Raw genomic sequence first — 26,440 nt, 5'->3', positions numbered from 1 at the left:
ATTTTCTTAAATAAATATAGTTTATTTTTTTGATTTTTAACATATTGTTTTTTTGGTTAATATTTTTTTAGGATAAGAAATACTTATTAAAATAACTCTTAATCAATTTCATTTAAATAAAGACATTTATTATTTTTACATATATGATTAAATCTTATTCTTTAGTCATTTAAATACAAATCTTTATATAAACTGAAAAATATGCTATCTGTTGAAGAAGCTTTAAAAAAAATACAAGAAATAGAAGTAGAACTTTTTACAAAAGAAATTTTATTAAAGGATTCTAATGGTTATGTACTTGCTTCAGATGTTATTTCTCCTATAAATATGCCTCCTTTTGAACAATCTGCAATGGATGGTTTTGCTATAGCAAATCTTGATTCTTTAGAGTTTCAAATAATTGGAAAAATTAAAGCAGGAGATAGTATTCAGTCTGAAATTAGAGAATTTCAAGCAATAAAAATTTTTACAGGAGCAGCTATCCCAAGAGGTACAGTAGCTGTCATTCCTATTGAAAAATGTAAGATTAAAAATCAAAAATTAATTTTATTAGAATTACCTAAATATAATGAAAATATAAGACCTATTGGTGAACAAATACAATCGGGAAATTTAGCTCTAAAAAGAGGAATTCAAATTACTCCGCCAGCTATTGGTTTTTTATCTTGTTTAGGAATTACCCATGTATCCGTATATAAAAAACCTTCGATAGGAATTGTTATAACAGGAAACGAATTAATTGATCCAGGTATAGAGTTAACTTTCGGAAAAATCTATGAGAGTAATGGTATTATGTTACAATCAGCCCTAACTAATTATACAGAGGAAATTAATGTTTACAAAGTACAAGATGATCAAGAACTTACTACAAATAGTATCCAAAAAGCTATGTTGTACCATGATATTATACTTATATCAGGAGGAATATCTGTAGGAGATTATGATTTTGTGTACGATGCGTTACAAGAATTAAACGTAGAAACCCTTTTTTATAAAGTAAATCAAAAACCAGGAAAACCGTTATATGTAGGTTTAAAGGATTCCAAGATCGTATATGCTTTACCTGGAAATCCAGCGGCTTCGCTTAGTTGTTATTATATATATGTATTGCCTATTATAAAAAAAATGCAAGGACAAGTCCCTAATACATTTATGAAAGCAACTCTTGCGCATGATTATGTAGTTAAAAATTCAAGAACTCAGTTTTTAAAGGCTTATTATGATGGTGAAAAGGTAACCATACTTAGTCATCAAAATTCTAATATGCTTAATACTTTTGCATTAGCTAATATACTTGTAAAAATAGAAGCTGGAGAATATAAGATTAAATCAAACTCTATAGTTGATATTTATCATATAAATTAAAATATGAAAAAGATAAATTTGTCTTAATTAGGGTAACGAGTAATACTCTATGCTCGTAATTTAGTTAAGATGGATATTGAATCAAATTTATTTTTATTCCTTATAGGACTTATTGGATTTTTATATGCAAGTGTAGGACACGGAGGAGCAAGTGGTTATTTAGCATTGATGAGTTTGTTTTCGTTTTCGCCCGAAATAATGAAACCCTCAGCGTTAGTGCTAAACATATTAGTATCTTCAATTGCTTTTTTATTTTTTTATAAATTAAATCAATTTCGCTGGAATTTATTTTACCCTTTTGCTATTACCTCAATTCCGTTTTCTTTTATGGGAGGTTTTTTTAAGATAGAGACCCATTTATATAAAGTAATCTTAGGTATTATTTTACTGTTTGTTGCGATAAGAATATTGGTAAAATTTGAGAAAAATAAGGATGAAAATATAAAAGTAGTTCCATTTAAAAAGGCTCTTTTTATAGGTGCAGTAATAGGTTTTATATCTGGTATTTTAGGAATAGGAGGAGGTATTATTTTAACCCCTTTGATTTTATTATTAGGTTGGGGAAATATAAAAGAAACAGCAGCGGTTTCAGCTTTGTTTATATTTGTTAATTCTATATCAGGTTTTTTAGGTTTTTTAGCTAATAAAGGTTCGTTCCCTTCACATCTAACGTCTGTAATTTTAGTTGTATTTATAGGAGGTACATTAGGGGCTTTTTATGGGAGTGCTAAATTTAATAGTATGACATTAAAATACATTTTGTCTTTTGTATTAGTTATAGCTTCCGCTAAATTAATGATAGTCTAAATGGAAATAGATGGATATATATTAGCAGGTGGTAGAAGTAGTCGAATGGGTACTGATAAAGGATTTTTATTATTAAATAATCTTCCTTTTGTAATATGTATAAAAAAAGCTTTAAATCCTATTTGCAAAAATATTAAGGTTATCACAAATAATTTAAAATATAAAAAAATAGGTTGTAATATAGTTAAAGATATTATAAAAGAAAAAGGACCAGTAGGAGGAATTTATACTGCCTTACATTATTCTCAAACACCTTATACAATTATTATAAGTGTAGATGCTCCTCTAATTACTACAGATTTAATAAAAATACTTATTAGAAATCATATTATTCAAAATACAGATATTACTGTTTTTATAAATGAACAAACTGAAATTCCTCTTATAGGTGTTTATAATACTAGTTTGAAAGAACTATTTAGAGAGGCTACGATTAATAATAAATTAAAATTAAGGGAAGTGTTAAAAGAAGTTAAAACATACAAAATTCCTATTTCTAAAAAATTTAAATATCAAGTACAAAATATTAATACAAAAGAAGAATACGAAATGATTGTAAACCAATTTAATAAGAATGCAAATTAAAATTAAATATTTTGGTCAATTGATAGACCTTATAGGTCTAGAAGAAGAGATTATTGAAATAGATAAAAATGAAATTATTTGTGCTGAAATCATTGAACTTTTGTCATTCAAATATGAAAAATTAGAAAAAACTCCCTTTAAAATAGCAATTAATAAGAAAATTCAGGATTCAAATTATAAAATAAATAAGGAAGATGAAATTGCATTACTTCCTCCTTTTGCAGGAGGATAAAATTTAAAAAATGAATATTTTAAAACGTTACAATCGTCAAATAATCTTAGACCAAGTAGGCATAACAGGTCAAGAAAAGTTACAATCAGCAAAAGTTCTTGTTGTAGGAGCAGGCGGATTAGGATGTTCCGTATTACAAAATTTGGCGGCAATGGGAATAGGAACATTAGGGATCATAGATGGTGATATCGTTGAAGAAACTAATTTACATAGACAAATTTTATATACTTCAAAAGATTGTGGACAAAGTAAATCAGAGGTTGCTAAAAAAACACTAAAAAAGCACAATCCTTTAACAAAGATTCATACCTATCCCGTGTTTTTAAATGAAACAAATGCGTATGAACTAATTCAACAATATGATGTAATTGTTGATTGTACAGATGAAATAAAAGCTCGTTATTTAATTAATGATATAAGTTTGATTACAAAAAAGCCTTTCGTATACGCATCTATTTATAAATTTCAAGGACAATTAACTGTATTTAATTATGATGATGGTCCTAGTTATAGATGTTTATTTCCCGAACAAGAAAATAATTTTATACCGAACTGCACATCAGCTGGCGTTTTGGGCGTTTTGCCTAATATTTTAGGTACTTTACAAGCAGCAGAAGTAGTTAAAATAATCCTTCAAATAGGAAAAATACTTTCAGGAAAAATACTTTTATATGATTTATTATTACAAAGTACTACTGAAATTCAATTTTCAAGAAATGAAAATCAAATAAGATTGGGTTATGAAAAAGGATTAAAATTAAAAGAAGCTAATAAAGAATTATTCTCAGATATTAATGGTGTTGAGTTTCTTGAAAAATGTCAAACAAACCAATACAAAATTATTGATTTAAGAGACCTACTAGAACAACCAAAACTACCTTTTCAAAATATAGAATCAATTTCTCTCAATCAGTTATACGAAAAATGTCATAAATGGGATAAAAATGAAAAAATAATATTTATTTGTCAAAGTGGAATAAGAAGTTCTCTGGCAAAAGATAAACTCAAAGAAAAAGGGTTTAAAAATATAGGGCAATTAAAAAACGGGATCAATTCAATTCTTAATTTATTAGAAAATGGATATAACAAAAAATAAACTTTTTATTCAAGGAGCTATTCAGTCCGATTTTATAACCACTTCCATAACAAAACATCAAGCTAAAACCAATATAGGAGCTCATCAAATATTTTTAGGACAAGTACGAGCAGATATAATACATGATAAACATGTAATAGCAATAGATTATTCTGCTTATGAAGAAATGGCAATTCAAAAAATAAATGAAATTAGAGAAAGCACTTTTCAGCAATTTAATATTACATGTATGCACATCTATCATAGTCTAGGAAGAGTAAAAGCAGGTGAAATATGTTTGTTTGTATTTGTTTCAGCACCTAGAAGAAAAGCAACTTATGAAGCCTTAGAATACATAGTTGAAGCAATAAAACACGAAGTACCCATTTTTGGAAAAGAAATTTTAGAAGATCACACCTATATATGGAAAAAAAATAAATAATATGGTAGACATCACACAAAAAAGTAATTCATTGCGTACAGCAGTAGCACAAGCTATTGTAAAAGTAGGCAACCCCAATACCCTAGAAGCTATTATAAAAAAAAATGTTCCTAAAGGTGATGTTTTTGAAGCTTCTAAAATAGCAGGCTTATTTGCCGTAAAAAACACATCAAATGCTATACCTGATTGTCATCCATTACCTATAGAATTTACCTCAGTATCACATCATATTCAAGATTTAAATATAGAAATAACAGTTACAGTCAAAACAATTTATAAAACAGGAGTAGAAGTAGAAGCCATGCACGGAGCTTCCATCGTTGCACTAACCATGTACGACATGCTAAAACCCATTGATAAATCAGTAGAAATACATAGTATAAAACTAATAGAGAAAAAAGGAGGTAAATCAGATGTTAAAACCATTGAAAATCAACTAAAAATTGGAATTATTGTTTGTTCTGATAGTATTTCAGCTGGAAAAAAAATAGACTCGGCAGGAAAAACGATCATTAAAAAAATTGAAAAATTAGGTTTAGAATCTTCTTTTTATAAAATAATTCCAGACGAAATTTTAGATATTCAATCAGAAGTAATGAACTTATTTACCAATCAATTTGATTTAGTTATTATAACAGGAGGTACAGGATTATCACCTCGTGATATTACCCCAGAAGCCCTAATACCATTACTAGACAAACGAATTCCAGGTATTGAAGAAACCATTAGAAATTATGGACAACAGCGTACGCCTTATGCAATGTTATCAAGAAGTGTCGTAGGTTTTAAAGGCAATATGCTTATTATGGCACTACCCGGATCTACTAACGGAGCAGCAGAGTCTATAGAAGCTGTGTTTCCTTCAGTATTACATCTTTTTAAAATTATTAAAGGTTTTAATCATAATCAATAAAACATGCTTACGGACAATTTTGGTCGATTTCATAATTATTTACGTATCTCAATTACTGAACATTGTAACCTACGATGCACTTATTGTATGCCAGCTGAAGGAATTAAACTCACACCTAAAAATCATATAATGACAGCAGATGAAATTGTTCAAATAGCTCAGACTTTTGTTGATTTAGGAATAAAAAAAATAAGATTAACAGGAGGAGAACCTCTACTAAGAAAAGATGCTAAAAAAATTATAGAACAACTTTCAAAATTAAATATTGAATTAGCAATTACAACTAATGGTATTTTAGTAGATCAATATATTGAAACTTTTAAAAAAGCAAGCATACAATCTGTTAATATAAGTTTAGACAGTCTTAAACAAGATAAATTTTCATTTATAACACGTAGAGATCAGTTTGAAAAAGTTCTCAAAAACATTCATTTGTTAATAGAAAATGATTTTCATGTTAAACTAAATGTTGTCCTGATAAAAGGATTCAATGATAATGAAATTTTAGATTTTATTCATCTCACAAAAAATACTAAAATAGAAATTCGCTTTATTGAATTTATGCCTTTTGACGGAAATAAATGGAATAAAGATAAATTAGTAAGTTATAATGAAATTTTAGAAGAAATTAATACCTATTATACACCAACTAATGTTATAAAGAAAGAGGACAAACCCAATGACACCGCCAAAAATTACAAAATAGCCAATTTTAAAGGAAGTTTTGCAATAATAAGTACAGTTACTAATCCTTTTTGTGATCATTGTAATAGAATACGATTAACAGCTGATGGGAAATTAAAAAACTGTTTATTTTCAAAATTAGAAACCTCCTTGTTAGATACCTTAAGAGCAGGACACTCTATAATCCCCTTATTAAAAAACAATATATTATTAAAAGAAAAAACAAGAGCTGGCTTTGATACAAACGAATCTTTTACAGATTCATTAAATTTTAATTTAAATCGTAGTATGATTACTATTGGAGGATAACCAAAAATCAAATTTTAATAGAACTGATAAAAGTCATACAAACTCAAATAGGACATTTTTATCTTTATATTAAATTAGAGATATTATGAGCCATTTAAGAGAATCGCACAAAATTTTGTTTTTAAATACACTAGCCTTCATGATATGCTTTGCTTGTTGGACACTAAATGGTGTATTAGTTACTTACCTTGTTGACAAAAATATTTTTGATTGGAGTATAGTTCAAGTAGGTTGGTTATTAGGTATTCCTATTTTATCAGGATCAATTTTTAGACTACCTATTGGTATTTTAACAGACAAATATGGAGGAAAAATTGTTTTTTCAACCCTTTTATTTGTATGCGCCTTTCCATTATTTGCCTTAACTACTGCTACTACATTTTGGGCATTTGCACTACTAAGCTTTTTATTTGGTTTAGTAGGTACCAGTTTTTCAGTAGGAATAGGATACACCTCAGTTTGGTATCCAAAAGAATGGCAAGGAAGAGCACTAGGCATTTTTGGAATGGGTAATGCAGGTGCCGCTATAACTACTTTTATAGCCCCAACATTGTTGAACAAATTTTCTGAAATTGATACAGAAAACGGATGGAAAATGCTACCTATTCTATATGCTATTACATTAATAATTATAGGCTTTGCTTTTTTGATATTTGCTAAAAACAAAAAAATTGAAACAAACTCTAAAACTTTATTAGAACAATTACAACCATTAAAAAATATAAGAGTTTGGCGGTTCGGTATCTATTATTTTTTAGTTTTTGGTTGTTTTGTGGCCTACTCACAATGGTTATTACCCAATTTTATGAATGTATATCATACCAGTCTAGTAACAGGAGGATTATTTGCTACAATGTTTAGTTTACCATCTGGCATAATCAGAGCTTTTGGAGGGTATTTATCAGATAAATTTGGTGCTAGGAAAATCATGTATTGGGTTTTAGGATCATCAGTAGTCATTAGTTTTTTACTCATCTTTCCTAAAATGGAAATTCTAACCGATGGACCAGGAGTTTTAGCCACTACAAATGGTATCGTTAAAATTAATAATAATATTATACAAGTTAACAACAAAGAACATAAAGTAAATCTAAAAAATGAAAGCCATTTAAAAGAAAGTATATTATTACCTGTAAAATCTTCTTGGCAAGAAATTATAGTACAACAAAACCAACAAGTAAAGAAAAAAGAATTATTAGCAAAAGGAATTACACAAATTAAGTTCAGTGCTAATATGTGGATGTATCTTGTGTTAGTAATTCTAATAGGTATTGCTTGGGGAATAGGAAAAGCCGCAGTATACAAACATATTCCAGAATACTTCCCTAATCAAGTAGGCTTAGTAGGAGGTATGGTAGGACTCATAGGAGGATTAGGAGGATTCTTAGGACCTATTATCTTTGGATACCTACTCAATACCACAGGATTATGGACCAGTTCTTGGATATTCATTTTTATCATTTCAAGTATTTGCTTGATATGGATGCACAATACCATTATTAGAATATTAAGAATAAAAACCCCCGAATTTTCAAGAGATATAGAACACGATCATTAATAAAATAAAAAAATATGAGTACTTGGTTAAATCAATGGGAACCCGAAGATATAAAATTTTGGGAACAAACAGGAAATAAAATAGCTTGGAAAACGCTAACCATAACAACAATATCACTAATATTATCTTTTGCCTCATGGTTTATGATGAGCGTTATAGTAGTCAAGCTACCAGGGTTAGGATTTTCTTTTAACAAAGATCAATTGTTTTGGCTTGCAGCCATACCAGGTATAGCCGCAGGAATTTTACGTATTATACATACTTTTATACTCCCTATTTTTGGAACAAGACATGTAGTGGCCTTCGCTACATTTATCAAATTAATTCCTGTATTAGGTATTGGTTTAGCCGTTATGAATACAAATACCCCTTTTTGGGTATTCATGGTATTAGCTTTTACAACAGGTTTTGGAGGAGGTGATTTTTCTTCTTATATGCCAAGTACCAATATGTTTTTTCCAAAACGGTTAAAAGGAACAGCATTAGGAATTCAAGCAGGTATAGGAAATTTTGGTGTATCCTTAGCCCAATTCGTAACCCCCTTAGTTTTGAGCGTAGGATTGTATGGTACTCCCTCTTTATTTACAAATATAAATACTAAGGAAGCTAAAGAAATAGTAAAAAACACACCCCTTGAACAACAGACAACCATATTTGCAAAAATGGAATCTAAAAAACAAGAAATCTTATTAAGTAATGTAAAACCTAAAGTATTAGATTCCCTTAAAAAAGCAGTCAAATCAACTGATAATGTTACAATATTTAAATCATTACCATTAAAAGCAAGAGCAAAAGCTATTGCAAATGCAAATCCTAAATTGGCAGAAAAAATACTTAATCAATTACAACCCAATAATAAGGCCGTTACACATACAGAAATTTACATTCAGTCAGCAGCCTTTTGGTATATTCCATTATTGATTTTACTATCAATTATAAGTTGGTTCTATTTAAAAAGTATCCCTATGAAAGCCTCTATCAAGGAGCAAATGGATATTTTTAATAATAAACATACTTGGTTTTGTACTATTACCTATGTAATGACTTTTGGAACCTTTGCAGGGTTATCAGCTGCATTTCCGCTAATGATTAAATTTTTATATGGTGATTTTCCTAATGCTCCAGATCCGTTAGTTTATGCCTTTTATGGTCCCTTAATTGGTTCAGCAACACGTGTGTTATTTGGTTTTGTAGCAGATAAAGTAGGAGGAGCAATCCTTACAACACTAACAGGTCTAGGAATTTTATTAGGATGTATCATGTTAGTAACCCAAGGTCTTTTAGCACCCACTAGCGTAGAACAATTTCCTACGTTTGTTGGAGTTATCCTAATGATGTTCTTTTTTACTGGTATGGGAAATGCAGGGACTTTTAGACAGTATCCCATTATTTTTTCAGATAATCAACGTCAAGCCGCAGGTGTTATCGGTTGGACAGCCGCTATTGCAGCATTTGGTCCTTTTATCTTCTCAAAATTGATAGGAAATAATATTACAAGCAACGGAACAGCTAATGAATTTTTCATAGGCGTAATTCTATTTACCTCATTAGCAACCTTCATCAACTGGTACTACTATAACAAAAAAGGTTGCGAAAGACCAAGTTAATTCTATAAAATAAAAGAGATGAGATTAAAAAAAATAAATTTTAATGCACTCCTTATAGCCATATTATCTTGTATAATCATGGTTGTATTAGTTTATTTAGGTTCGCGGAATTTACAAAATTTTGATGCAGCCTTAATAACTTATTTATTCGGAACCCTATTTGCTTTTTTTGGAATTGTGTATCGCACCTCAGTTTGGTTACAAAGACCTCCTACTTGGATGTATTTTAAAAGAGGAATGTACTTTCTATTCACAGGAAAACTATTCAAACATTTATTATTTATTGTTAAAGAATTTACAAATAATATTATACTACAAAAATTTATTTACCCCAGAGGACAATATCGTTGGTTAGCTCATTTTATGATTGCTATAGGATGTATTTCAGCATTTATGATTACCATTCCGTTAACTTTTGGTTGGATACATTTTACATTAGCACCAGACACAATAGATTTATACCAAGCTCATTTTTTCGGGTTTAAAATATTTTCTTTCAAATTAGGTTCTGTTATTGCCTTTTTAACCTTTCATGCACTAAATTGGTCCTCTTGGTTCGTTATATTAGGTTCTCTATACTATTTAAGAAGACGTTTAATAAACCCTGGATTAATTGCTACCCAAACATTTGAAGGCGATTTATTACCTCTTATTCTTTTAATAGCTATTTCGGCTACAGGATTAGGATTAACCTATTCATACCAGTTTATGAAAGGCTTTGCTTTTGACTTTTTAGCTGTTTTACATGCAGTAACCGTTATCTTATTTTTAATATGGATTCCCTTTGGAAAATTTTTCCATATCATTCAAAGACCTGCTCAAATTGGAGCTCATATCTATAAAATTGAAGGAAAAAAACAACAAGGAATGGCCGTTTGTCCACACACAGGAAAAGAATTTACAACCCAATTGCATATAAACGATTTAAAAATAGTAACACGTAAGTTAGGTTTTGACTTCTCTAAACCAGATGGAACCTCGCATTTAGATTTAAGTCCTGAAGGAAAACGCTCTAAAATAGCACAAGCACATCTTAAAGCAAGACAACAAGGAGGCAATTTATTTGGATAAAAAACAAAAAACATGGCAAAATTACCCGTACCAATAGAAAAAATTATAGAAGATTTTGGTCCCCATCTAAACTATGCTCCTAAAGAAGGATATGTAGGAAGAGACGAACCAGATGACGTAGTAGAAACACATTGCTGCTTTTGCGGTATGCAATGCGGGATAAAACTTCTAGTAAAAAATAATAAAGTAGTAGGCTTTGATCCTTGGAAGGAATTCCCTTTTAATGAAGGAAGACTTTGCCCTAAAGGGGTACAACGATACCTACAAAATAACCATCCAGATCGCTTACTCAATCCAATGCTTAGGGCAGAAGGAAAAGGTTTTACAAATACTACTTGGGAAGAAGCAATGAACAAAACCGTATCTGAAATACAAAGAATTCAAAAAAAACACGGTAATGATGCTTTTGCTATGTTATCAGGTGTTTCGTTAACAAACGAAAAAAGTTATTTAGTCGGTAAATTTGCCCGTGTAGCCCTTAAAACAAAAAACTTAGACTATAATGGTCGCTTATGTATGGTAAGTGCAGGAGCAGGAAACAAAAAAGCTTTTGGTTTAGATAGAGCCTCTAATAATTATTCCGATTTAGAACAGGCTGAAGTCATAATCATAGCAGGAGCCAATGTTAGTGAAACCTTTCCAACCTTAACCCATTGGATATGGAAAGCACGAGACAATGGAGCTAAATTAATAGTAATTGACCCTAGAATCATCCCTTTAGCTCGTACCGCCGACATTCATCTAGACATATTACCAGGAACTGATTCAGCTTTATATGGTGCTATGCTAAAATATTTAGTTGATCATGATATGCTCGATCACGATTTTATTAATAATCATACTTCTGGTTTTCAAGATACAATAGATGCAGTAGAAAGTTATACGTTAGAATGGGCGGAGGAGGTAACAGGTATTAGTAAAGAAAAAATAAAAGAAGCCGCTAAACTTTGGGGAAAAGCTAAAACTTCTTTCTTACTACATGCTAGAGGGATTGAACACCATTCTAAAGGAGTAGATAACGTTTTAGGCTGTATAAACCTCGTTCTAGCTACAGGTAGAATAGGTAAACCTTATTGTGGATATGCTACCATTACAGGACAAGGAAATGGACAAGGAGGACGTGAGCATGGTCATAAATGCGATCAACTACCAGGAAATAGAGATATTGAAAACCCTGAACATAGAAAATATATTTCTGAAGTTTGGGGAATAAATGAAGCCGATTTACCAAGTAAAGGATTATCAGCCTATGAAATTATTGAAGCTATTCATCGTGGCGAAATAAAAGGATTACTTTCTATTTGTTTTAATCCATTAGTTTCTTTACCCAATAGTAATTATGTTCGTCAAGCTCTAGAAAAACTAGAATTTTATGTCTGTATAGATTTTTTTTTAAACGAAACAGCTCGTCATGCGGATGTTATTTTAGCAGGTTCATTACAAGAAGAAGAAGACGGAACAACCACTTCAGCAGAAGGAAGAGTCATCAGAATTAGACAAGCCGTAACACCTCCAGGTAATGCACGTAAAGATTCTGAAATACTATTAGAATTAGCTAAAAGACTAGGTGTTGAAGAAAAATTTTCTTTTCAAAACAGCGAAGCTATATTTAATGAGCTAAGAATAGCCTCAAAAGGGGGAACAGCTGATTATTATGGTATTAGTTATAAAAAAATTGAAGACAATATGGGCATATTTTGGCCCTGTCCTTCAAATGATCACCCTGGTACACCAAGACTTTGGGAAGATAAAAAATTTAAAACCCCCGATGGTAAAGCACATTTTAATCCAGCACCATACAAATTACCAAGTGAAGTAACAAATGACGAATACCCAGTTACCTTAACAACAGGTAGGGTAGTATCACAATATTTAAGTGGTACACAAACCAGAAGAATTGGTAAATTAGTAGATCAATACCCAGAACCACTAGTGGAAATTCACCCAGAATTAGCACAAAAATATAACATCCAACAAGGAGAATTAGTAAAAGTTTCTACCCGTCGTGGTCAAGGTACATTTCCTGCTAATATTGTAGAAACAATACGAAAAGACACCGTATTTATACCGTATCATTGGCCAGGAGAAAAATCAGCTAATTTATTGACAATAGGAGCTTTAGATCCTATATCAAAAATACCTGAATTTAAAGTTTCAGCGTGCAAACTAGAACCTTTAAAAAAAATGACACCAAGTCCTTCCGTTACAAAAGCTTATGCGAGTAAATAAAAGATAAAAAATTATGAGTAACTACACCTCGTTTAATAAAAATGAAGAATTCTTTTTAGATATGCAACGCTGCATAGGTTGTAAAGCTTGTGAAATGGCGTGTGCTGAATGTGAAACAAATGGTCACGACTCTATGATACATGTAAATTATGTAGAAAGAGCAACCACCATACAAACCACCGTACAAGTTTGTATGCACTGCGAAGACCCTGTTTGTGCAAATGTATGTCCAGCCGATGCAATTTCCAAAGACGAATTTGGTATCGTACACACTGCTAATACAGAACGATGTATAGGCTGTTCTAATTGTGTTATTGCCTGTCCCTTTGGTGTTCCAAAAAAAATAGAATCTTATGATCTAATGATGAAATGTACTATGTGCTATGACCGAACTAGTATAGGAGAAAAACCCATGTGTGCTACCGTATGTCCTAGCGGTGCCTTATTTTATGGAACCAAAGAAGAAATTAAAAAAATAAGACCTAACAGCTCACCCGTAAACAAATTTATCTTTGGAAACGAAGTAGTACTAACGAAAGTAAATATCATGATGCCAAAAGAAAGTACGGAATTAATTATCTATTAAACCTTAAACAATGTCAAAAGAAAAGAATATTAGTAAAAATTGGAAAAAAGATTTTCCTATTCATAAGCAAGAAGCTACACAAGTTAGTCGACGTGATTTTGCCAAATTTCTAACCCTTGTTTCAGGAGGACTCATGATAGGTAGCGGATTGGTAACAGCAAAAGCCTATTTATTTCCCAAAAAAGAAATAGAAGGAGAACAATTTGTATGTAAAAAAACAGATATTCCCATGGGCGGAACAAAAGCTTTTCAAGTAAAAGGAAGTAACATACCTTATATCCTGATACACCTTGAAGACGGAACCTTTAGAGCTTATGAACAAAAATGCACCCATTTATCTTGTGCCGTTTATTATAAACCAGGTTCAGGACAAATTATTTGTCCTTGTCATGAAGGATATTTTGATGCTAGAACAGGAGAAGTGCTAGCAGGGCCACCACCTAGACCTTTACCACAACTAACAGTAATAGAAAAAGAAGAAGGTTTATATGTAAAAGCCATAATATCTGAAACAACTTAATATTTTTGTTTATGAGTACCTTTAGAACAGGACAAAACATAGCCAACACCCGAAAGTTAAACGCCATACTTTCTACCATCATATTAATCTTGATTTTGAATATAACAATTCAAATATGGTTACTATACGCAGCACTAAATAACGCTCTAGATAATCATAAAGAAATTTTGATCCCTGCCTTTATTGCCTCGACTATCTTATTTGGTATAGGATTAAGCATATTATATTTTTTACCATCAGGAAATAAAAAAACAGTTAAACCCAAATTATGAGTCAGACTTTATGATGAATAAGAAAAGAACAAAGAAGATGAAAATATACAAAAAAAATTTTAGAACAGATATTTAAATAAATTAATACTTTAATTCTAAAAATTTTATTAAAAAAAAGAGAAAATACTATTGTCATTCTCTAACAATTTTTACATAAATATATAAAGATTATATACAAACTTTAATTTAACCTAAATTATAAATTATGTATATGATAAAATGAAAAAAATAAAAGATACATAAAAATGTATAAATGTTTGGCATAAATATAAATTTTTTCATATTAAAATAAAAAAAGGAACCCTTTTTAGATTCCATACCATTTAATATGTAATAAATTTATAATACAAAATCTCTTTTAAAAAGATAATTATAACAAATAAAAAAAACTTAAAAAAACACCCTAAAATTAAATATTTGATAAAGGGTAAGATATTAAAAATCAGTTATATAATACTATAAAATAAAACAGTATTGGTGAAAAGAGAAAAGTTATTTTTAAATTTGCCAAAAAATATTATGATGAAAATAAAAAAAAGAATTAAAAGACTGAGTATAATAGTAGCCCTATTATTTACAGTGAGTATTTTTCCGCAAGAATTTACAGTAGGAGATTTAATATATGCTGTAACATCAGATATGAATGTAAGTGTAAGAGCATCTAATACATCTATTAGAGGAGCCATTACAATTTCTCCTACTGTAAATAATGCAGGTGCCATCTACACAGTCACCTCTATTCGATACGGTGCTTTTCAAGACTGTAAAGATTTAACTACTGTTACCATTCCTAATACCGTTACCTCTATCGGAGACCAAGCTTTTAAAAATTGTAAAGGTTTAACCGCTATCACTATTCCTAATTCGGTTACTTCTATTGGATTCTCTGCTTTTTCTAGTTGTGAACTATTAACCGCTATTAATCTTCCTAATTCCGTTGCCTCTATTGGAGATTTAGCTTTTGCTAGATGTCTAGGTTTAACCACTATTACCATTCCTAATACTGTTACCTCTATTAAAAGTAGTCTCTTTTCGGGTTGCTCCAATTTAGCTACTGTTATCATTCCTAATTCTGTTACTTCTATTGAAGATAGAGCTTTTTATTTTTGTTCTAACTTAACCTCTATTACTATTCCTGATTCGGTTACTTCCATAGGAAACAATGTTTTTTATAAAACAGGTTTAACTTCTGTTACTATTCCTAATTCCGTTACTTCTATCGGGAGTAATGCTTTTGAGCGTTGCCGTAATTTAGCTAGTGTTACCCTATCTAATTCCGTTACTTCCATCGGAAATAATGCTTTTGATAATTGTCGTAGTTTAACAACTATTACAATTCCTAGTTCTATTACTTCTATTGGGGAATCTGTTTTTTCGGGTTGTGCTGGTTTAACTACCGTTACTATTCCCAATTCGGTTACTTCTATAGGAAATAAAGCTTTTTATTATTGCACTAATTTAAAATCTCTTACAATTCCCGATTCTGTTACTTCTATTGATGATAAAGCGTTTTTAAATTGTGAAGGATTAACCACTCTTACCCTTTCTAATTCTATTACTTCTATAGGTGAAAGTGCTTTTGAAAATTGTGCAGCTTTAACCACCCTTATTATCCCTAATTCACTTTCTTTTATAGGAAGGTATTCTTTTAAAAACTGCAGAGGTTTAAAAACTATTACCATTCCTGATTCCGTTATTTCCATTAGAAATGGTGCATTTCAGGATTGTAGATCTTTGACAACTCTTACTATTCCTAATTCCGTTACTTCTATTGGAAATAGTGCATTTCAGGATTGTAGAGGATTAAAAAACGTTACCATTCCTAATTCTGTTACTTCCATTAGAAATAAAGCTTTTGAAAATTGCCTAGGTTTAACCACTGTTACCGTAAATTGGGCAAATCCACTCGTAATATCTAACGATGTTTTTAATAATCTTACTTTGAATAATATAGAACTAAAAATTCCTGAAGGGGGAGTAGCTGGATACCAAGCAGCTGCAGTTTGGGAAGATTTTAATATTGTAGAACAAACTCTTTCTATATCAGAAAATATAAAAAATAATTTTGCATTATACCCTAATCCAGTAAAAGAGGTATTGTATTTTTCAGAAGATTTAGAAAATATTACAATTTACAATGGAGAAGGCAAATTAGTTCTTAAAAATGAACAAAATATGAATACTATGAACCTCTCTGATCTACCGAAAGGAATCTATCTACTTTCTGGGGAAAACAAAACAGGTTATAAAGTTTTTAAAAAAATAGTAAAAGAGTAGTTGTAAATAATTTATAGAAACTGACACTATCCAGAAAGTGTGTAAGTTAAAAAGTAAAGGCTTGGATTGTTATAATCTGAGCCTTTTGTTAAATATGAGATTAAATTAAATTCAGTATCCCATACTATTTTAGATTCTATTTTTATCAAATCTACATATTTTGGACTTGACCCTTGATCCCGGACTTGATCCGTTTTTGAGTTGAAATTTTTAAAAATAAAAAAACCGATAATAATATTATCGGTTTTTTTATCATTTAGTGGGGAGAGCAGGATTCGAACCTGCGAAGGTTTCCCAACGGATTTACAGTCCGTCCTCGTTGGCCGCTTGAGTATCTCCCCATCACTTGACCGTGATTGCTTGATTGCGGTGCAAAAATACAACTGTTTTTTGGATAAACAAGCTTTTTTAAAGTCTTTTTTTTATTTTTTTTATAAATGCTTATTATTAAGTATTTTGTGATTTTATTTGTTTTAAAAATTGCCCTTTTTTATCTCTATTAAAGTATATTTAGACCTGTTTTTTATAAATGGGTTATAAGTAATTTGAAAGAGACTGTTCAAAAAGTCCGCAATCTTTCATTTCAACCAAAGGGAGAAATAACATAATGTTTATTATGAGACTCCTTCTTACGCTGGAGTGACAAACTACATGTTGATCTATTACTTTTTGGACAGCCTCTCAAATTTTTATTGGAATAATTTGAATATTCTAAAAAGTTAAATTTTTCCCTTAATTTCTTTTTTATATTTATTTAATAATGCTTTTGTCATGCCTAAATTTGCCTTTGTAGAATCTACAGCTAAATAGATAAAATATTCGTTGTTTTCAGAAACATCTATAATATGTATTTGAGATTTTAAATTAATTAAAATGTCTTCAATAGTTTCTTTTAATCCTAAAGCATTAATAGCATTTAATTTAGCCTTTACGACTTCAAGATTAAATGCTGATGCTAGTTCTGGATCAAAACTGGGATTAGTAGATAAAGTAAAATAAGAAATTCCGCTTTTTATTTCAGAAATGGCAACAGCAATAAAACCTGGTACATTATTTTTCAGGTCTTCACCAAATTGTTTTAAAAAATCTGACATTATGATTAATTATTAAGTTAAAATTTAATTTATTTTTGGGGATTTAAGCATTGATTATTTTTACTATGCAAATATAAACAAAATTTTGAATATTTATACAATATGATGAATGAATTTGAAGATTTAGGAGTACGATTTAATAGATACTTAATATCGAAGGGACTTGGTGTTAATCAAATAGCTAGGATTTTGGAATTATCAGGTAGTCAGATTAGTAATGTTAAAAATGGAAAGGTTTTTGGAGCTGATAAAATGTTCAAAATATTGAATATTTTTACAGATTTAGATGCTAATTGGTTATTTCGTGGAGAATCTATGGAACATCCAGAGATTGATATTAATAGATTAGATTATATTATTGAATTACAAAAAGAACGTATTATAGATCTTAAGAAAGAAAATGCGGAATTAAAAAAAATGTTAAAAGCGAAAAGTACTGAATGAAATATTTTTAACTAATATAATTCCATATATTTTTTTTCTTATTTAGTTCTATGAGTGCTTGCTTAAGTTTTTGATGTGTAAGTTTTTCCATGCTAGGATCTTCTTTGAGTAATCGGATAGCATGATGTCTGGCTAATTGCAAAATATCACGATCTTTTACAAGATCAGCAATTTGTAAGTTTAATACGCCGCTTTGTTGAGTTCCCATAATATCTCCCGGACCACGAAGTTTTAGGTCAACTTCTGATATTTCAAAACCATCATTAGTTTTACACATGGTTTCCATGCGTATTTTACTTTCATTACTAAGTTTAACGCCTGTCATAAGGATGCAGTAACTTTGTTCTGCTCCTCTTCCTACACGTCCTCTTAATTGATGTAATTGAGACAATCCGAAACGTTCTGCACTTTCAATAATCATGACTGATGCGTTAGGAACATTTACACCTACTTCAATTACGGTTGTTGCAACCATTATATTTGTTTTTCCTGCTGCAAAACGATTCATTTCTTCTTCTTTTTCTGCTGCTTTCATTTTACCATGTACTATAGAAATGGCATATCTAGGCAAAGGAAAATCTCTTGAAATACTTTCATAACCATCCATTAAATCTTTATAATCCATAGATTCTGATTCTTGAATTAAGGGATATACAACATAGACTTGTCTTCCTTTTTCAATTTCATCGCGCATAAATTTCCAAACTTTTAATCTATTACTGTCATAACGATGTACTGTTTGTATAGGTTTTCTTCCTGGTGGTAGTTCATCAATGATTGAAACATCTAAATCACCATATAGACTCATGGCTAAGGTCCTAGGAATAGGAGTAGCAGTCATTACTAATACATGGGGTGGAAGGGCTGCTTTTTTCCATAATTTACTGCGTTGTTCAACTCCAAAACGATGTTGTTCGTCTATAATGGCTAATCCTAAATTTTTAAATTGTACTTTATCTTCCAATAAAGCATGGGTGCCAATCAGTATATGTAAACTACCTTTTTGGAGTTCTTCATGAATGATTTTCCGATCTGAAGTTTTTGTTGAACCTGTAAGTAATTTTATGTTTATATTCAATGCTTTAGCTAATTCAGTAATACCATTAAAATGTTGGGTAGCTAAAATTTCCGTAGGTGCCATAATGCAGGCTTGAAATCCGTTATCTAAAGCTAAAAGCATACTCATTAAGGCAACAATTGTTTTACCAGAACCCACATCTCCTTGTAGCAATCGGTTCATTTGAGCTGGATTGCCTAAATCGTTTCGAATTTCTTTTAATACTTTTTTTTGAGCATTTGTTAAATCAAAAGGAAGGTGTTTTGTATACATTTCATTAAAGTAATAACCTACTTTTTCAAAAGGATGCCCTTTTATTTTATGCTTTCTTACTAAATTTTTAGAAATTAACTGTAATTGAATAAAAAAAAGTTCTTCGAATTTTAATCTAAATTGTGCTTTTTGTAAAAGTTCTTGACTCTTAGGGAAATGAATATTAAACAAAGCACTATTTTTAGGTATAAGTTGTAATTCTTCTAAAAGATAAGAAGGTAAGTTCTCCATAAATAAAGTGTGAGTTTCAATAAAAAGTTGTTGCATCATCTTATTGATTACTTTATTAGAGATCCCTTTGTTTTGTAGTTTTTCAGTAGAAGGATAAACGGCCTGCATTGATGTACGCAAATTAGCCTTATGTTCTTCTATTAATTCCATTTCAGGATGTGGCATAGAAAATAGACCATTAAAGGCGTTCGTTTTTCCAAATATGACGTAAGGGGTATTAATTTTTATATTTTCACGAATCCATTTAATACCTTGAAACCAAACTAATTCTATTTCGCCTGTACCATCTATAAATGTTGCTACTAAACGTTTTTTTCCTTTGCCAAATTCAACGGTTTTTAAATGAATAATTTTACCCACAATTTGCACTTCACTATTACTAGGTATTAACTCGTTAATTTTGTAATAACGAGTTCTATCTATATATCTATTGGGATAAAGATTTACTAAGTCAGCATATTTATGTATATTGAGTTCTTTGCGTAATAACTCTCCACGCTGTGGTCCAACACCTTTTAAATATTCTATAGGGGTTTCTAATAATGACATTGCAACAATCAGGAATTAATTTAATAACTTAATTTTTTTTCAATAAGTCTATATACCAAAAACCGTAATTAAGGTTTACATCATCTGAACTGGTATTACAAGTTTTATTTGAGTTGTCTGATTTTGGTCGTTCATATTTTCGATGAACAATTTCTCCAATTTCAAAATTAATAGGTTTTGAAAAAATAGGGCCATCAAAAGTAAAAGTATGAAATTCTCCATTTTCACCACAAGGATCTACATTTTTGGGCAAATCATTTATAAATTGATGATCTATAATACGACCTACAAAACTTTTATCTAAATATCGTTCATTTACACAAGTAACAATCGTTTTAAATCCTAAATTTAAAAAATCATAAATTAATTCTTTGGTATCTATTTTCCATAAAGGAAAAACACCTTTAAATCCTAGTTCTTTTAATTTATCTTCGCGATAATTACGTAAATCTTCTAAAAAAATATCCCCAAAAATAGAAATAGAGATTCCTTTATCTTTAAAATTAGATAAAGTACTTCGCATAATGGTTTCATAAATTTCCATAGTTGGTGCCTCTGGAATTTCCATTTTGTATAATGGTATTTTTAAACTTTTAGCTTGTTCTTCTAAAAGTTCAGTACGAACACCGTGCATAGAAATACGATCATAATGTTTGTTAACACTTGTTAAAAGAGTAATTACATCATAATCATTGGTTTTTAAAATTTTATAAAGAGCTAATGCTGAATCTTTTCCACTGCTCCAATTAAAAATAGCTTTTGATTTCAATTTTTGAGATTTTATGGTAAACTTACAAAAACATTGTATTTTTAAAAAGTAAATTATGAATTCTGATTTATAAAGGATAGCTCTTAGTTTTTTATAAAAAATAAATAAATGAAAAGTTAAAAATGTAAATAATACCATTTAAACTTTGAAATCTCCTCATAATACTATTTTTTAACCTTGAGACCGTCCAAAAAGTTCAGAATCTTTTCATTTCCACCAAAGGGAGAAATTCCATAATGTTGATTTAGACACTTTCCTACAAAAACAATAAAAATGAGTGTCGGTTCTCGATGCGCTTCGCGCTCGAGCTAAGGATGATTTCAATTATATACTCAACCGTTTGTTTGAGTTGTTTTTAAAATGAAAAAAAACAGATCGAGAATTTTACTTTTTAATCCAGTATATTTTAAGTTTAAATGGTATAAATACTAAAAAATAGATACATTTATAATAAAAAAATAGCCCAAGATAATTGAGCTATTAATGTAAGTTATAAAGGGTATACTTATTTCTAATATTATGTAGTATACATTTTTTTTCTCATTTCTTGAATTTTATCATCTTCAAGGTATTCATCAAAAGTCATATAACGATCAATAACACCATTTGGTGTTAATTCTAAAATACGATTACCAACTGTTTGAGCAAATTCATGATCATGTGTTGTAAATAATACTGAACCTTTGAAGTTTTTTAATGAATTATTAAATGCAGTAATAGATTCTAGATCTAAGTGATTAGTAGGTTCATCTAACATTAGTACATTAGCGCGTAACATCATCATTCTAGAAATCATACAACGTACTTTTTCTCCACCTGATAATACACGCCCTGTTTTTAATGCTTCTTCACCAGAGAAGATCATTTTTCCTAAAAAACCACGTACATAAACTTCATCACGCTCTTCTTCGGTTTTAGCCCACTGACGTAACCAATCTACTAATGTATAATCGTTTTGAAAAAAGCTATGGTTATCAGCAGGTAGATAGGATTGATTAGTAGTAACTCCCCAATCAAATGTACCAGAATCAGCTGTCATATTACTGTTTATAATTTCATAAAAAGCACTAGTAGCACGAGAATCTTTAGAGAATACAACAATTTTATCTCCTTTAGCCATGTTTAAATCTACATTTTTAAACAAAACTTCCCCATCTACAGAAGCTGATAGATTTTGAATATTTAAAATTTGATCACCTGCTTCACGTTCTTGATCAAAAATAATAGCAGGATAACGACGGCTAGAAGGTTTAATATCAGAAATGTTTAATTTTTCAATCATCTTTTTACGAGATGTTGCTTGTTTAGATTTAGCAACATTTGCAGAAAAACGACGAATAAATTCCTCTAATTCTGCTTTTTTCTCTTCTGCTTTTTTATTTTGTTGAGCACGTTGTTTAGCTGCTAACTGAGATGATTCATACCAGAAAGTATAGTTTCCTGAATAATGAGTTATTTTACCAAAATCAATATCAGATACGTGGGTACAAACAGCATCTAAAAAGTGACGGTCGTGAGAAACTACTAATACCGTATTTTCATAGTTAGCTAAGAAGTTTTCTAACCAACCAATTGTTTCAAAGTCTAAGTCATTCGTAGGCTCGTCCATAATAAGCACATCTGGATTACCAAATAAAGCTTGTGCTAATAATACACGTACTTTTAATTTTCCTTCCATTTCACTCATTAATGTATAATGATAATCAGGACCGATACCTAAATTAGATAATAAAGTAGCTGCATCAGAATCCGCATTCCAACCATTCATTTCTTCAAATTGAATCTGTAATTCTCCTATTCTGTCAGCATTAGCATCGTTATAATCTAAATATAACTCATCCATTTCTTTTTTAACAGCATATAAAATTTTATTTCCCATTAATACCGTTTCTAAAACAGTATGATCATCAAACATGTTGTGATTCTGGTTTAAAACAGACATACGCTTACCAGGCTCTAATATTACATGTCCAGAAGTAGGATCTATATCACCTGATAAAATTTTTAAAAATGTAGATTTTCCCGCACCGTTTGCGCCTATAATACCATAACAGTTACCTTGGGTAAAAGTTACGTTTACTTCGTCAAACAAAATTCGTTTACCAAATTGTACTGATAAATTTGAAACTGTTAGCATTTTTTATTTTTTTAAAACGTTGCAAAAGTACTAATAACTAATCACTAATTAGTGATTAGTTGTTAGTTTTTTATAAATTGCGTGAAATTCTAAAAATTAAGCATGAAAATACCTTTTGAAAATGCGCCTTTTTATCATTACGTGTTAGAAATACTTGCATTTTTTATAGGTATGCGCTTTTATTTCTATCTAAAAAAAAAGAATCGTATTATATCAGATGAAAATAGACTTTGGATATTATTAGGAGCTATGATAGGAGCTTTTATTGGTTCAAGATTTATTGCAGTTTTAGAAACCCCCAGTTTAATTCATAAAATGTCCTTTTTAACTGTTTTTCAAAGTAAAACAGTAGCAGGTGGTTTTTTTGGAGGTTTATTTGGTGTAGAAATAATAAAAAAAATTATTGGCGAAAAAAAAGCTTCTGGCGATCTATATGTTTACCCTATTATAGTAGCACTCATTATAGGTAGGATAGGATGTTTTGGTATGGGAATTAAAGAACCTACTTATGGAATAGAAACTTCCTTTTTTACAGGAATCAACTTGGGTGATGAAAAACAAAGACATCCAGTAGTTTTATACGAAATTACTTTTTTAGTATGCCTCATTTTTTTATTCAATAAACTTAAAAATGTTGATTTAATAAATGGAGATCGTTTTAAGCTTTTTTTCCTGCTTTATTTTTTATACCGTTTCTTTATTGAGTTTTTAAAACCTTATGAATCTTTGATCTTAAAATTAAGTATTATCCATTGGATATCTATTTTTATATTTATTTATTATTATCACTTTATTATTAGAATTATAAAAAAAATATTAAATGCCCAATAGAGATTATATATATTACGATGCCACGCAAAGTATTTGCCCAGAATGTTTACATCTTTGTAATGCCAAAATTGTATTTAAAGATGAAAAAGTATGGATGTTAAAACATTGTAAAACCCATGGTGATTCAAGAGTTATGATTGCGGATGATATAGAGTACTATCGTCAGATAAGAAATTATAACAAACAATCCGAAGTCCCATTAAAATTTAATACAAAGCTACATTATGGTTGTCCTTATGATTGCGGATTATGTCCTGATCATGAACAACATTCTTGTTTATCTATAGTAGAGGTTACAGACAGGTGTAACCTAGCTTGTCCTACTTGCTATGCCAGTTCAGCTCCTAATTATGGCAATCATAGACAGTTAGACGAAATTGAAAAAATGTTAGATGCCATTGTTGCCAATGAAGGAGAACCCGATGTAGTCCAAATTTCAGGAGGAGAACCTACTGTACATCCTCAATTTTTTGAAATCTTAGATTTAGCCAAGTCAAAACCCATTAAACATTTAATGGTTAATACTAATGGAATAAGGATAGCCAAAGATATTTCATTTGTGGAAAAACTAGCATCTTATATGCCTGATTTTGAAATTTATCTTCAATTTGATAGCTTTAAACCTGAAGTTTTAGAAAAAATGAGAGGAGAAGATTTAAGCGAAATTAGAAAAAAAGCCATTGAAAACTTAAACCAATTCAATTTATCTACTACTTTAGTCGTTACCTTACAAAAAGGAGAAAATGATGACGAAATTGGTAAAATTTTAGAATATGCTTTACAGCAAAAATCTGTTAGAGGAGTCACTTTTCAACCCACCCAAGTTGCAGGAAGAAACGAAAATTATGATGACAACCAAGGAAGAATAACATTAACAGAAGTTCGCAGAAAAATTTATGAGCAATATCCTGTTTTTACTCCACAAGACTTAATACCTGTACCATGTAATCCAGATGCTTTATGTATGGCTTATGCCCTAAAAATGAATGGAGAAGTTTTTCCTATGACCAATCTTATTAATCCCGAAGACCTTTTAAATAACTCTAAAAATACAATTGTTTTTGAAAGTGATGAAAAACTCAAAAATCATTTACTTACCTTATTCAGTACAGGTATTTCAGTAGATTGCGCAGAAGAAGAACTAGGAGAGTTAATGTGTTGTTTACCTAGAGTCAAATCAGACCATTTACAATATGACAATTTATTTAGAATTATCATTATGAATTTTATGGATGCTCATGATTTTGATGTAAGAGCCGTAAAAAAATCATGTGTACATATCGTTGACAAAAAAGGAAAATTAATTCCTTTTGAAACCATGAATCTGTTTTATAGAGATGAATCTATAAAAGAAATTAGAAAACAACTTAATTAAAATATAATACCATTTAAACTTTAAATTTTCTTTTTAAAAATAGTACATCTACAAAAGCAACAAAAATTAGCATTCATTCTTGATACGCTTCGCGCTCGAACGAACCATGATTTCAATTATAACTCAACCGTCCGTTCGAGTTGTTTTAAAATGAAAAAAAAGAGCGAGAATTTTACTTTTTAATCCAGTATATTTTAAGTTTAAATGGTATAAAATACCTCTCGTTTGTAACTTCAACCTTAGTCTAACTATAAAATTTACTCAAAAATATCTATATCAAAATCTTTTTTGCAGATTTTAACTTCGTTAGTCGTTTTGCTCATTTTAATTACAGAATGTCCCACATCTCCTTGGATGGTAACCGAAGTGTCTTTGGTTTCGTTTTTAAACCTATAATCCGATTCGTATTGACTCACAACGAAAACACCGTTTGTTTCCTGAAAGGTTATTTTTACTACTTCTTTCAACACCCTTACGGTATATCCCGTACTTTGTTTATAGTTGAAATTATCAGTACTCATCTCAAAAGTATAGTCCGAAAGGAGATGATATTCCAAGGTTATCGGGCGACATTCTTTTTTGGTAAGCGTCAAGGAGCCCAGTAGTGGTAATTTAGGGTTTTGCGAGCGAAAATGCAGGATATAGTTAGCTTTATCACTGGTTTCTTCCAATTTGAATTGCAAATCTTTGCGATTCAAAAAAGCATAGCTTTCATAGAAGTGCTCCAACTGCCCAAAAACCGAAGTCAAATAAAATGGAATTTGCTCCCTCGGATTGCGTTCTTTTTTAAAAATAGCATTTTCGGCTTGCTGATACGTATCAAATTTAGCTTTGTCCAATTGATAAGTACTTTCGCAACCAATAGGCGAAACGGACTTCAAGAGGCACGTGCCTTTAAAACTGTAAAAAGGCGTTTGGTTGATTTGCGCTACAGCTTTCACCGTGTAAAAATCGGTGGTATTTGAGCGGTAATGCTGTTTGAACTGCGCACGCATTTTCAATACCACTTGCTCCAACTCAATTTCCTGAGGGGTTCTAAAATCTTTGTGTTCCTGTTTTTTGATTTGTGCACCAATGCCTTGTATAGCTAACAATGCAAAAAGAAGTGGACGTAGTAACATGCGTAGCCGATTTTGGGTTAGTAGTTC

Annotated in this window: 24 protein-coding genes and 1 tRNA gene; 19 read left to right on the top strand and 6 right to left on the bottom strand. The window is 30.3% G+C overall.

The window, feature by feature from the left end; genetic code table 11:
- Nucleotides 1-201 precede the first annotated feature (201 nt).
- The 16 genes from ACUXZJ_RS12555 (at nucleotide 202) to ACUXZJ_RS12480 (ending at nucleotide 16,532) form a co-directional block, all read left to right on the top strand.
- Nucleotides 202-1,365: a molybdopterin molybdotransferase MoeA gene (locus ACUXZJ_RS12555; RefSeq protein ID WP_063743865.1), complete on the top strand. Its 1,164-nt coding sequence runs from the start codon at nucleotides 202-204 to the stop codon at nucleotides 1,363-1,365.
- A 69-nt stretch (nucleotides 1,366-1,434) separates the two neighbouring features.
- A complete protein-coding gene (locus tag ACUXZJ_RS12550; protein WP_060382341.1) occupies nucleotides 1,435-2,172 on the top strand; it encodes a sulfite exporter TauE/SafE family protein in 738 nt (245 codons plus the stop codon).
- Nucleotides 2,173-2,757, top strand: a complete 585-nt coding sequence (locus ACUXZJ_RS12545) for a molybdenum cofactor guanylyltransferase (protein WP_088466926.1) — start codon at nucleotides 2,173-2,175, stop codon at nucleotides 2,755-2,757.
- Nucleotides 2,747-2,989, top strand: a complete 243-nt coding sequence (locus ACUXZJ_RS12540) for a MoaD/ThiS family protein (RefSeq protein ID WP_060382339.1) — start codon at nucleotides 2,747-2,749, stop codon at nucleotides 2,987-2,989. The genes ACUXZJ_RS12545 and ACUXZJ_RS12540 overlap by 11 nt, the downstream gene beginning before the upstream one ends.
- Before the next feature lie 10 nt (nucleotides 2,990-2,999).
- A complete protein-coding gene (locus ACUXZJ_RS12535; RefSeq protein WP_088466925.1) occupies nucleotides 3,000-4,085 on the top strand; it encodes a ThiF family adenylyltransferase in 1,086 nt (361 codons plus the stop codon).
- Nucleotides 4,066-4,506: a molybdenum cofactor biosynthesis protein MoaE gene (locus ACUXZJ_RS12530; RefSeq protein ID WP_063743869.1), complete on the top strand. Its 441-nt coding sequence runs from the start codon at nucleotides 4,066-4,068 to the stop codon at nucleotides 4,504-4,506. The genes ACUXZJ_RS12535 and ACUXZJ_RS12530 overlap by 20 nt, the downstream gene beginning before the upstream one ends.
- Before the next feature lies 1 nt (nucleotide 4,507).
- The gene (moaCB, locus tag ACUXZJ_RS12525) at nucleotides 4,508-5,419 is read left to right on the top strand and encodes a bifunctional molybdenum cofactor biosynthesis protein MoaC/MoaB (RefSeq protein ID WP_060382336.1); all 912 of its coding nucleotides are present in this window, start codon (nucleotides 4,508-4,510) and stop codon (nucleotides 5,417-5,419) included.
- A gap of 3 nt (nucleotides 5,420-5,422) precedes the next feature.
- Entirely contained in the window at nucleotides 5,423-6,412 is a 990-nt protein-coding gene (gene moaA, locus ACUXZJ_RS12520) for a GTP 3',8-cyclase MoaA (RefSeq protein ID WP_060382335.1), read from the top strand.
- 85 nt (nucleotides 6,413-6,497) lie between these two features.
- Nucleotides 6,498-7,970, top strand: coding sequence for an MFS transporter (locus ACUXZJ_RS12515; RefSeq protein WP_063743872.1), 1,473 nt, complete (start codon nucleotides 6,498-6,500; stop codon nucleotides 7,968-7,970).
- Between the two features lie 14 nt (nucleotides 7,971-7,984).
- A complete protein-coding gene (locus ACUXZJ_RS12510) occupies nucleotides 7,985-9,577 on the top strand; it encodes a magnesium transporter MgtE N-terminal domain-containing protein (RefSeq protein WP_063743873.1) in 1,593 nt (530 codons plus the stop codon).
- An 18-nt stretch (nucleotides 9,578-9,595) separates the two neighbouring features.
- The gene (locus ACUXZJ_RS12505) at nucleotides 9,596-10,648 is read left to right on the top strand and encodes a hypothetical protein (protein ID WP_063743874.1); all 1,053 of its coding nucleotides are present in this window, start codon (nucleotides 9,596-9,598) and stop codon (nucleotides 10,646-10,648) included.
- A gap of 12 nt (nucleotides 10,649-10,660) precedes the next feature.
- Nucleotides 10,661-12,877 carry a molybdopterin oxidoreductase family protein gene (locus ACUXZJ_RS12500; protein ID WP_063743875.1) on the top strand — a complete coding sequence of 739 codons (2,217 nt, stop codon included), beginning with the start codon at nucleotides 10,661-10,663 and terminating at the stop codon, nucleotides 12,875-12,877.
- A gap of 13 nt (nucleotides 12,878-12,890) precedes the next feature.
- Entirely contained in the window at nucleotides 12,891-13,463 is a 573-nt protein-coding gene (locus tag ACUXZJ_RS12495) for a 4Fe-4S dicluster domain-containing protein (protein ID WP_060382330.1), read from the top strand.
- A 10-nt stretch (nucleotides 13,464-13,473) separates the two neighbouring features.
- Nucleotides 13,474-13,983, top strand: a complete 510-nt coding sequence (locus ACUXZJ_RS12490) for a Rieske (2Fe-2S) protein (RefSeq protein ID WP_060382329.1) — start codon at nucleotides 13,474-13,476, stop codon at nucleotides 13,981-13,983.
- A gap of 11 nt (nucleotides 13,984-13,994) precedes the next feature.
- Nucleotides 13,995-14,255, top strand: a complete 261-nt coding sequence (locus ACUXZJ_RS12485) for a DUF6755 family protein (protein WP_060382328.1) — start codon at nucleotides 13,995-13,997, stop codon at nucleotides 14,253-14,255.
- 519 nt (nucleotides 14,256-14,774) lie between these two features.
- Nucleotides 14,775-16,532 (top strand): leucine-rich repeat protein, encoded by a 1,758-nt coding sequence (locus ACUXZJ_RS12480; RefSeq protein ID WP_081078399.1) that lies wholly within the window; start codon nucleotides 14,775-14,777, stop codon nucleotides 16,530-16,532.
- Nucleotides 16,533-16,792: 260 nt separating this feature from the next.
- Here the strand turns inward: ACUXZJ_RS12480 and ACUXZJ_RS12475 are convergent.
- Together ACUXZJ_RS12475 and ACUXZJ_RS12470 are read right to left on the bottom strand one after the other, a co-directional pair.
- Nucleotides 16,793-16,873: transfer RNA gene (locus ACUXZJ_RS12475), tRNA-Tyr, on the bottom strand.
- Between the two features lie 378 nt (nucleotides 16,874-17,251).
- Complete coding sequence (locus ACUXZJ_RS12470; RefSeq protein ID WP_446195154.1) at nucleotides 17,252-17,626, bottom strand: hypothetical protein; 375 nt, start codon at nucleotides 17,624-17,626, stop codon at nucleotides 17,252-17,254.
- Between the two features lie 102 nt (nucleotides 17,627-17,728).
- Between ACUXZJ_RS12470 and ACUXZJ_RS12465 the strand changes: the two genes are divergently transcribed.
- Complete coding sequence (locus tag ACUXZJ_RS12465) at nucleotides 17,729-18,070, top strand: helix-turn-helix domain-containing protein (RefSeq protein ID WP_446195152.1); 342 nt, start codon at nucleotides 17,729-17,731, stop codon at nucleotides 18,068-18,070.
- A 7-nt stretch (nucleotides 18,071-18,077) separates the two neighbouring features.
- Here the strand turns inward: ACUXZJ_RS12465 and recG are convergent, their stop codons facing one another.
- The 3 genes from recG to ACUXZJ_RS12450 all read right to left on the bottom strand — a co-directional run bounded on the left by recG (nucleotide 18,078) and on the right by ACUXZJ_RS12450 (nucleotide 23,086).
- Nucleotides 18,078-20,180, bottom strand: coding sequence for an ATP-dependent DNA helicase RecG (gene recG, locus ACUXZJ_RS12460; protein WP_063743878.1), 2,103 nt, complete (start codon nucleotides 20,178-20,180; stop codon nucleotides 18,078-18,080).
- Between the two features lie 28 nt (nucleotides 20,181-20,208).
- Nucleotides 20,209-20,949 carry a Dph6-related ATP pyrophosphatase gene (locus ACUXZJ_RS12455; RefSeq protein WP_060383841.1) on the bottom strand — a complete coding sequence of 247 codons (741 nt, stop codon included), beginning with the start codon at nucleotides 20,947-20,949 and terminating at the stop codon, nucleotides 20,209-20,211.
- A gap of 517 nt (nucleotides 20,950-21,466) precedes the next feature.
- A complete protein-coding gene (locus ACUXZJ_RS12450) occupies nucleotides 21,467-23,086 on the bottom strand; it encodes an ABC-F family ATP-binding cassette domain-containing protein (protein WP_060382323.1) in 1,620 nt (539 codons plus the stop codon).
- 102 nt (nucleotides 23,087-23,188) lie between these two features.
- Between ACUXZJ_RS12450 and ACUXZJ_RS12445 the strand changes: the two genes are divergently transcribed.
- Together ACUXZJ_RS12445 and ACUXZJ_RS12440 are read left to right on the top strand one after the other, a co-directional pair.
- Complete coding sequence (locus tag ACUXZJ_RS12445; RefSeq protein WP_063743879.1) at nucleotides 23,189-23,917, top strand: prolipoprotein diacylglyceryl transferase family protein; 729 nt, start codon at nucleotides 23,189-23,191, stop codon at nucleotides 23,915-23,917.
- Nucleotides 23,907-25,292 (top strand): radical SAM protein, encoded by a 1,386-nt coding sequence (locus tag ACUXZJ_RS12440; RefSeq protein ID WP_063743880.1) that lies wholly within the window; start codon nucleotides 23,907-23,909, stop codon nucleotides 25,290-25,292. The genes ACUXZJ_RS12445 and ACUXZJ_RS12440 overlap by 11 nt, the downstream gene beginning before the upstream one ends.
- A 257-nt stretch (nucleotides 25,293-25,549) precedes the next feature.
- On the opposite strand, the gene ACUXZJ_RS12435 is transcribed toward ACUXZJ_RS12440, so the two are convergent.
- Nucleotides 25,550-26,413, bottom strand: a complete 864-nt coding sequence (locus ACUXZJ_RS12435; RefSeq protein ID WP_145915600.1) for a hypothetical protein — start codon at nucleotides 26,411-26,413, stop codon at nucleotides 25,550-25,552.
- Nucleotides 26,414-26,440 lie beyond the last annotated feature (27 nt).

Source organism: Flavobacterium sp. TN-1 (assembly GCF_052828645.1).
Note: the sequence above shows the minus strand (reverse complement) of the source record. Positions and strands in the feature narration are given on the sequence as shown.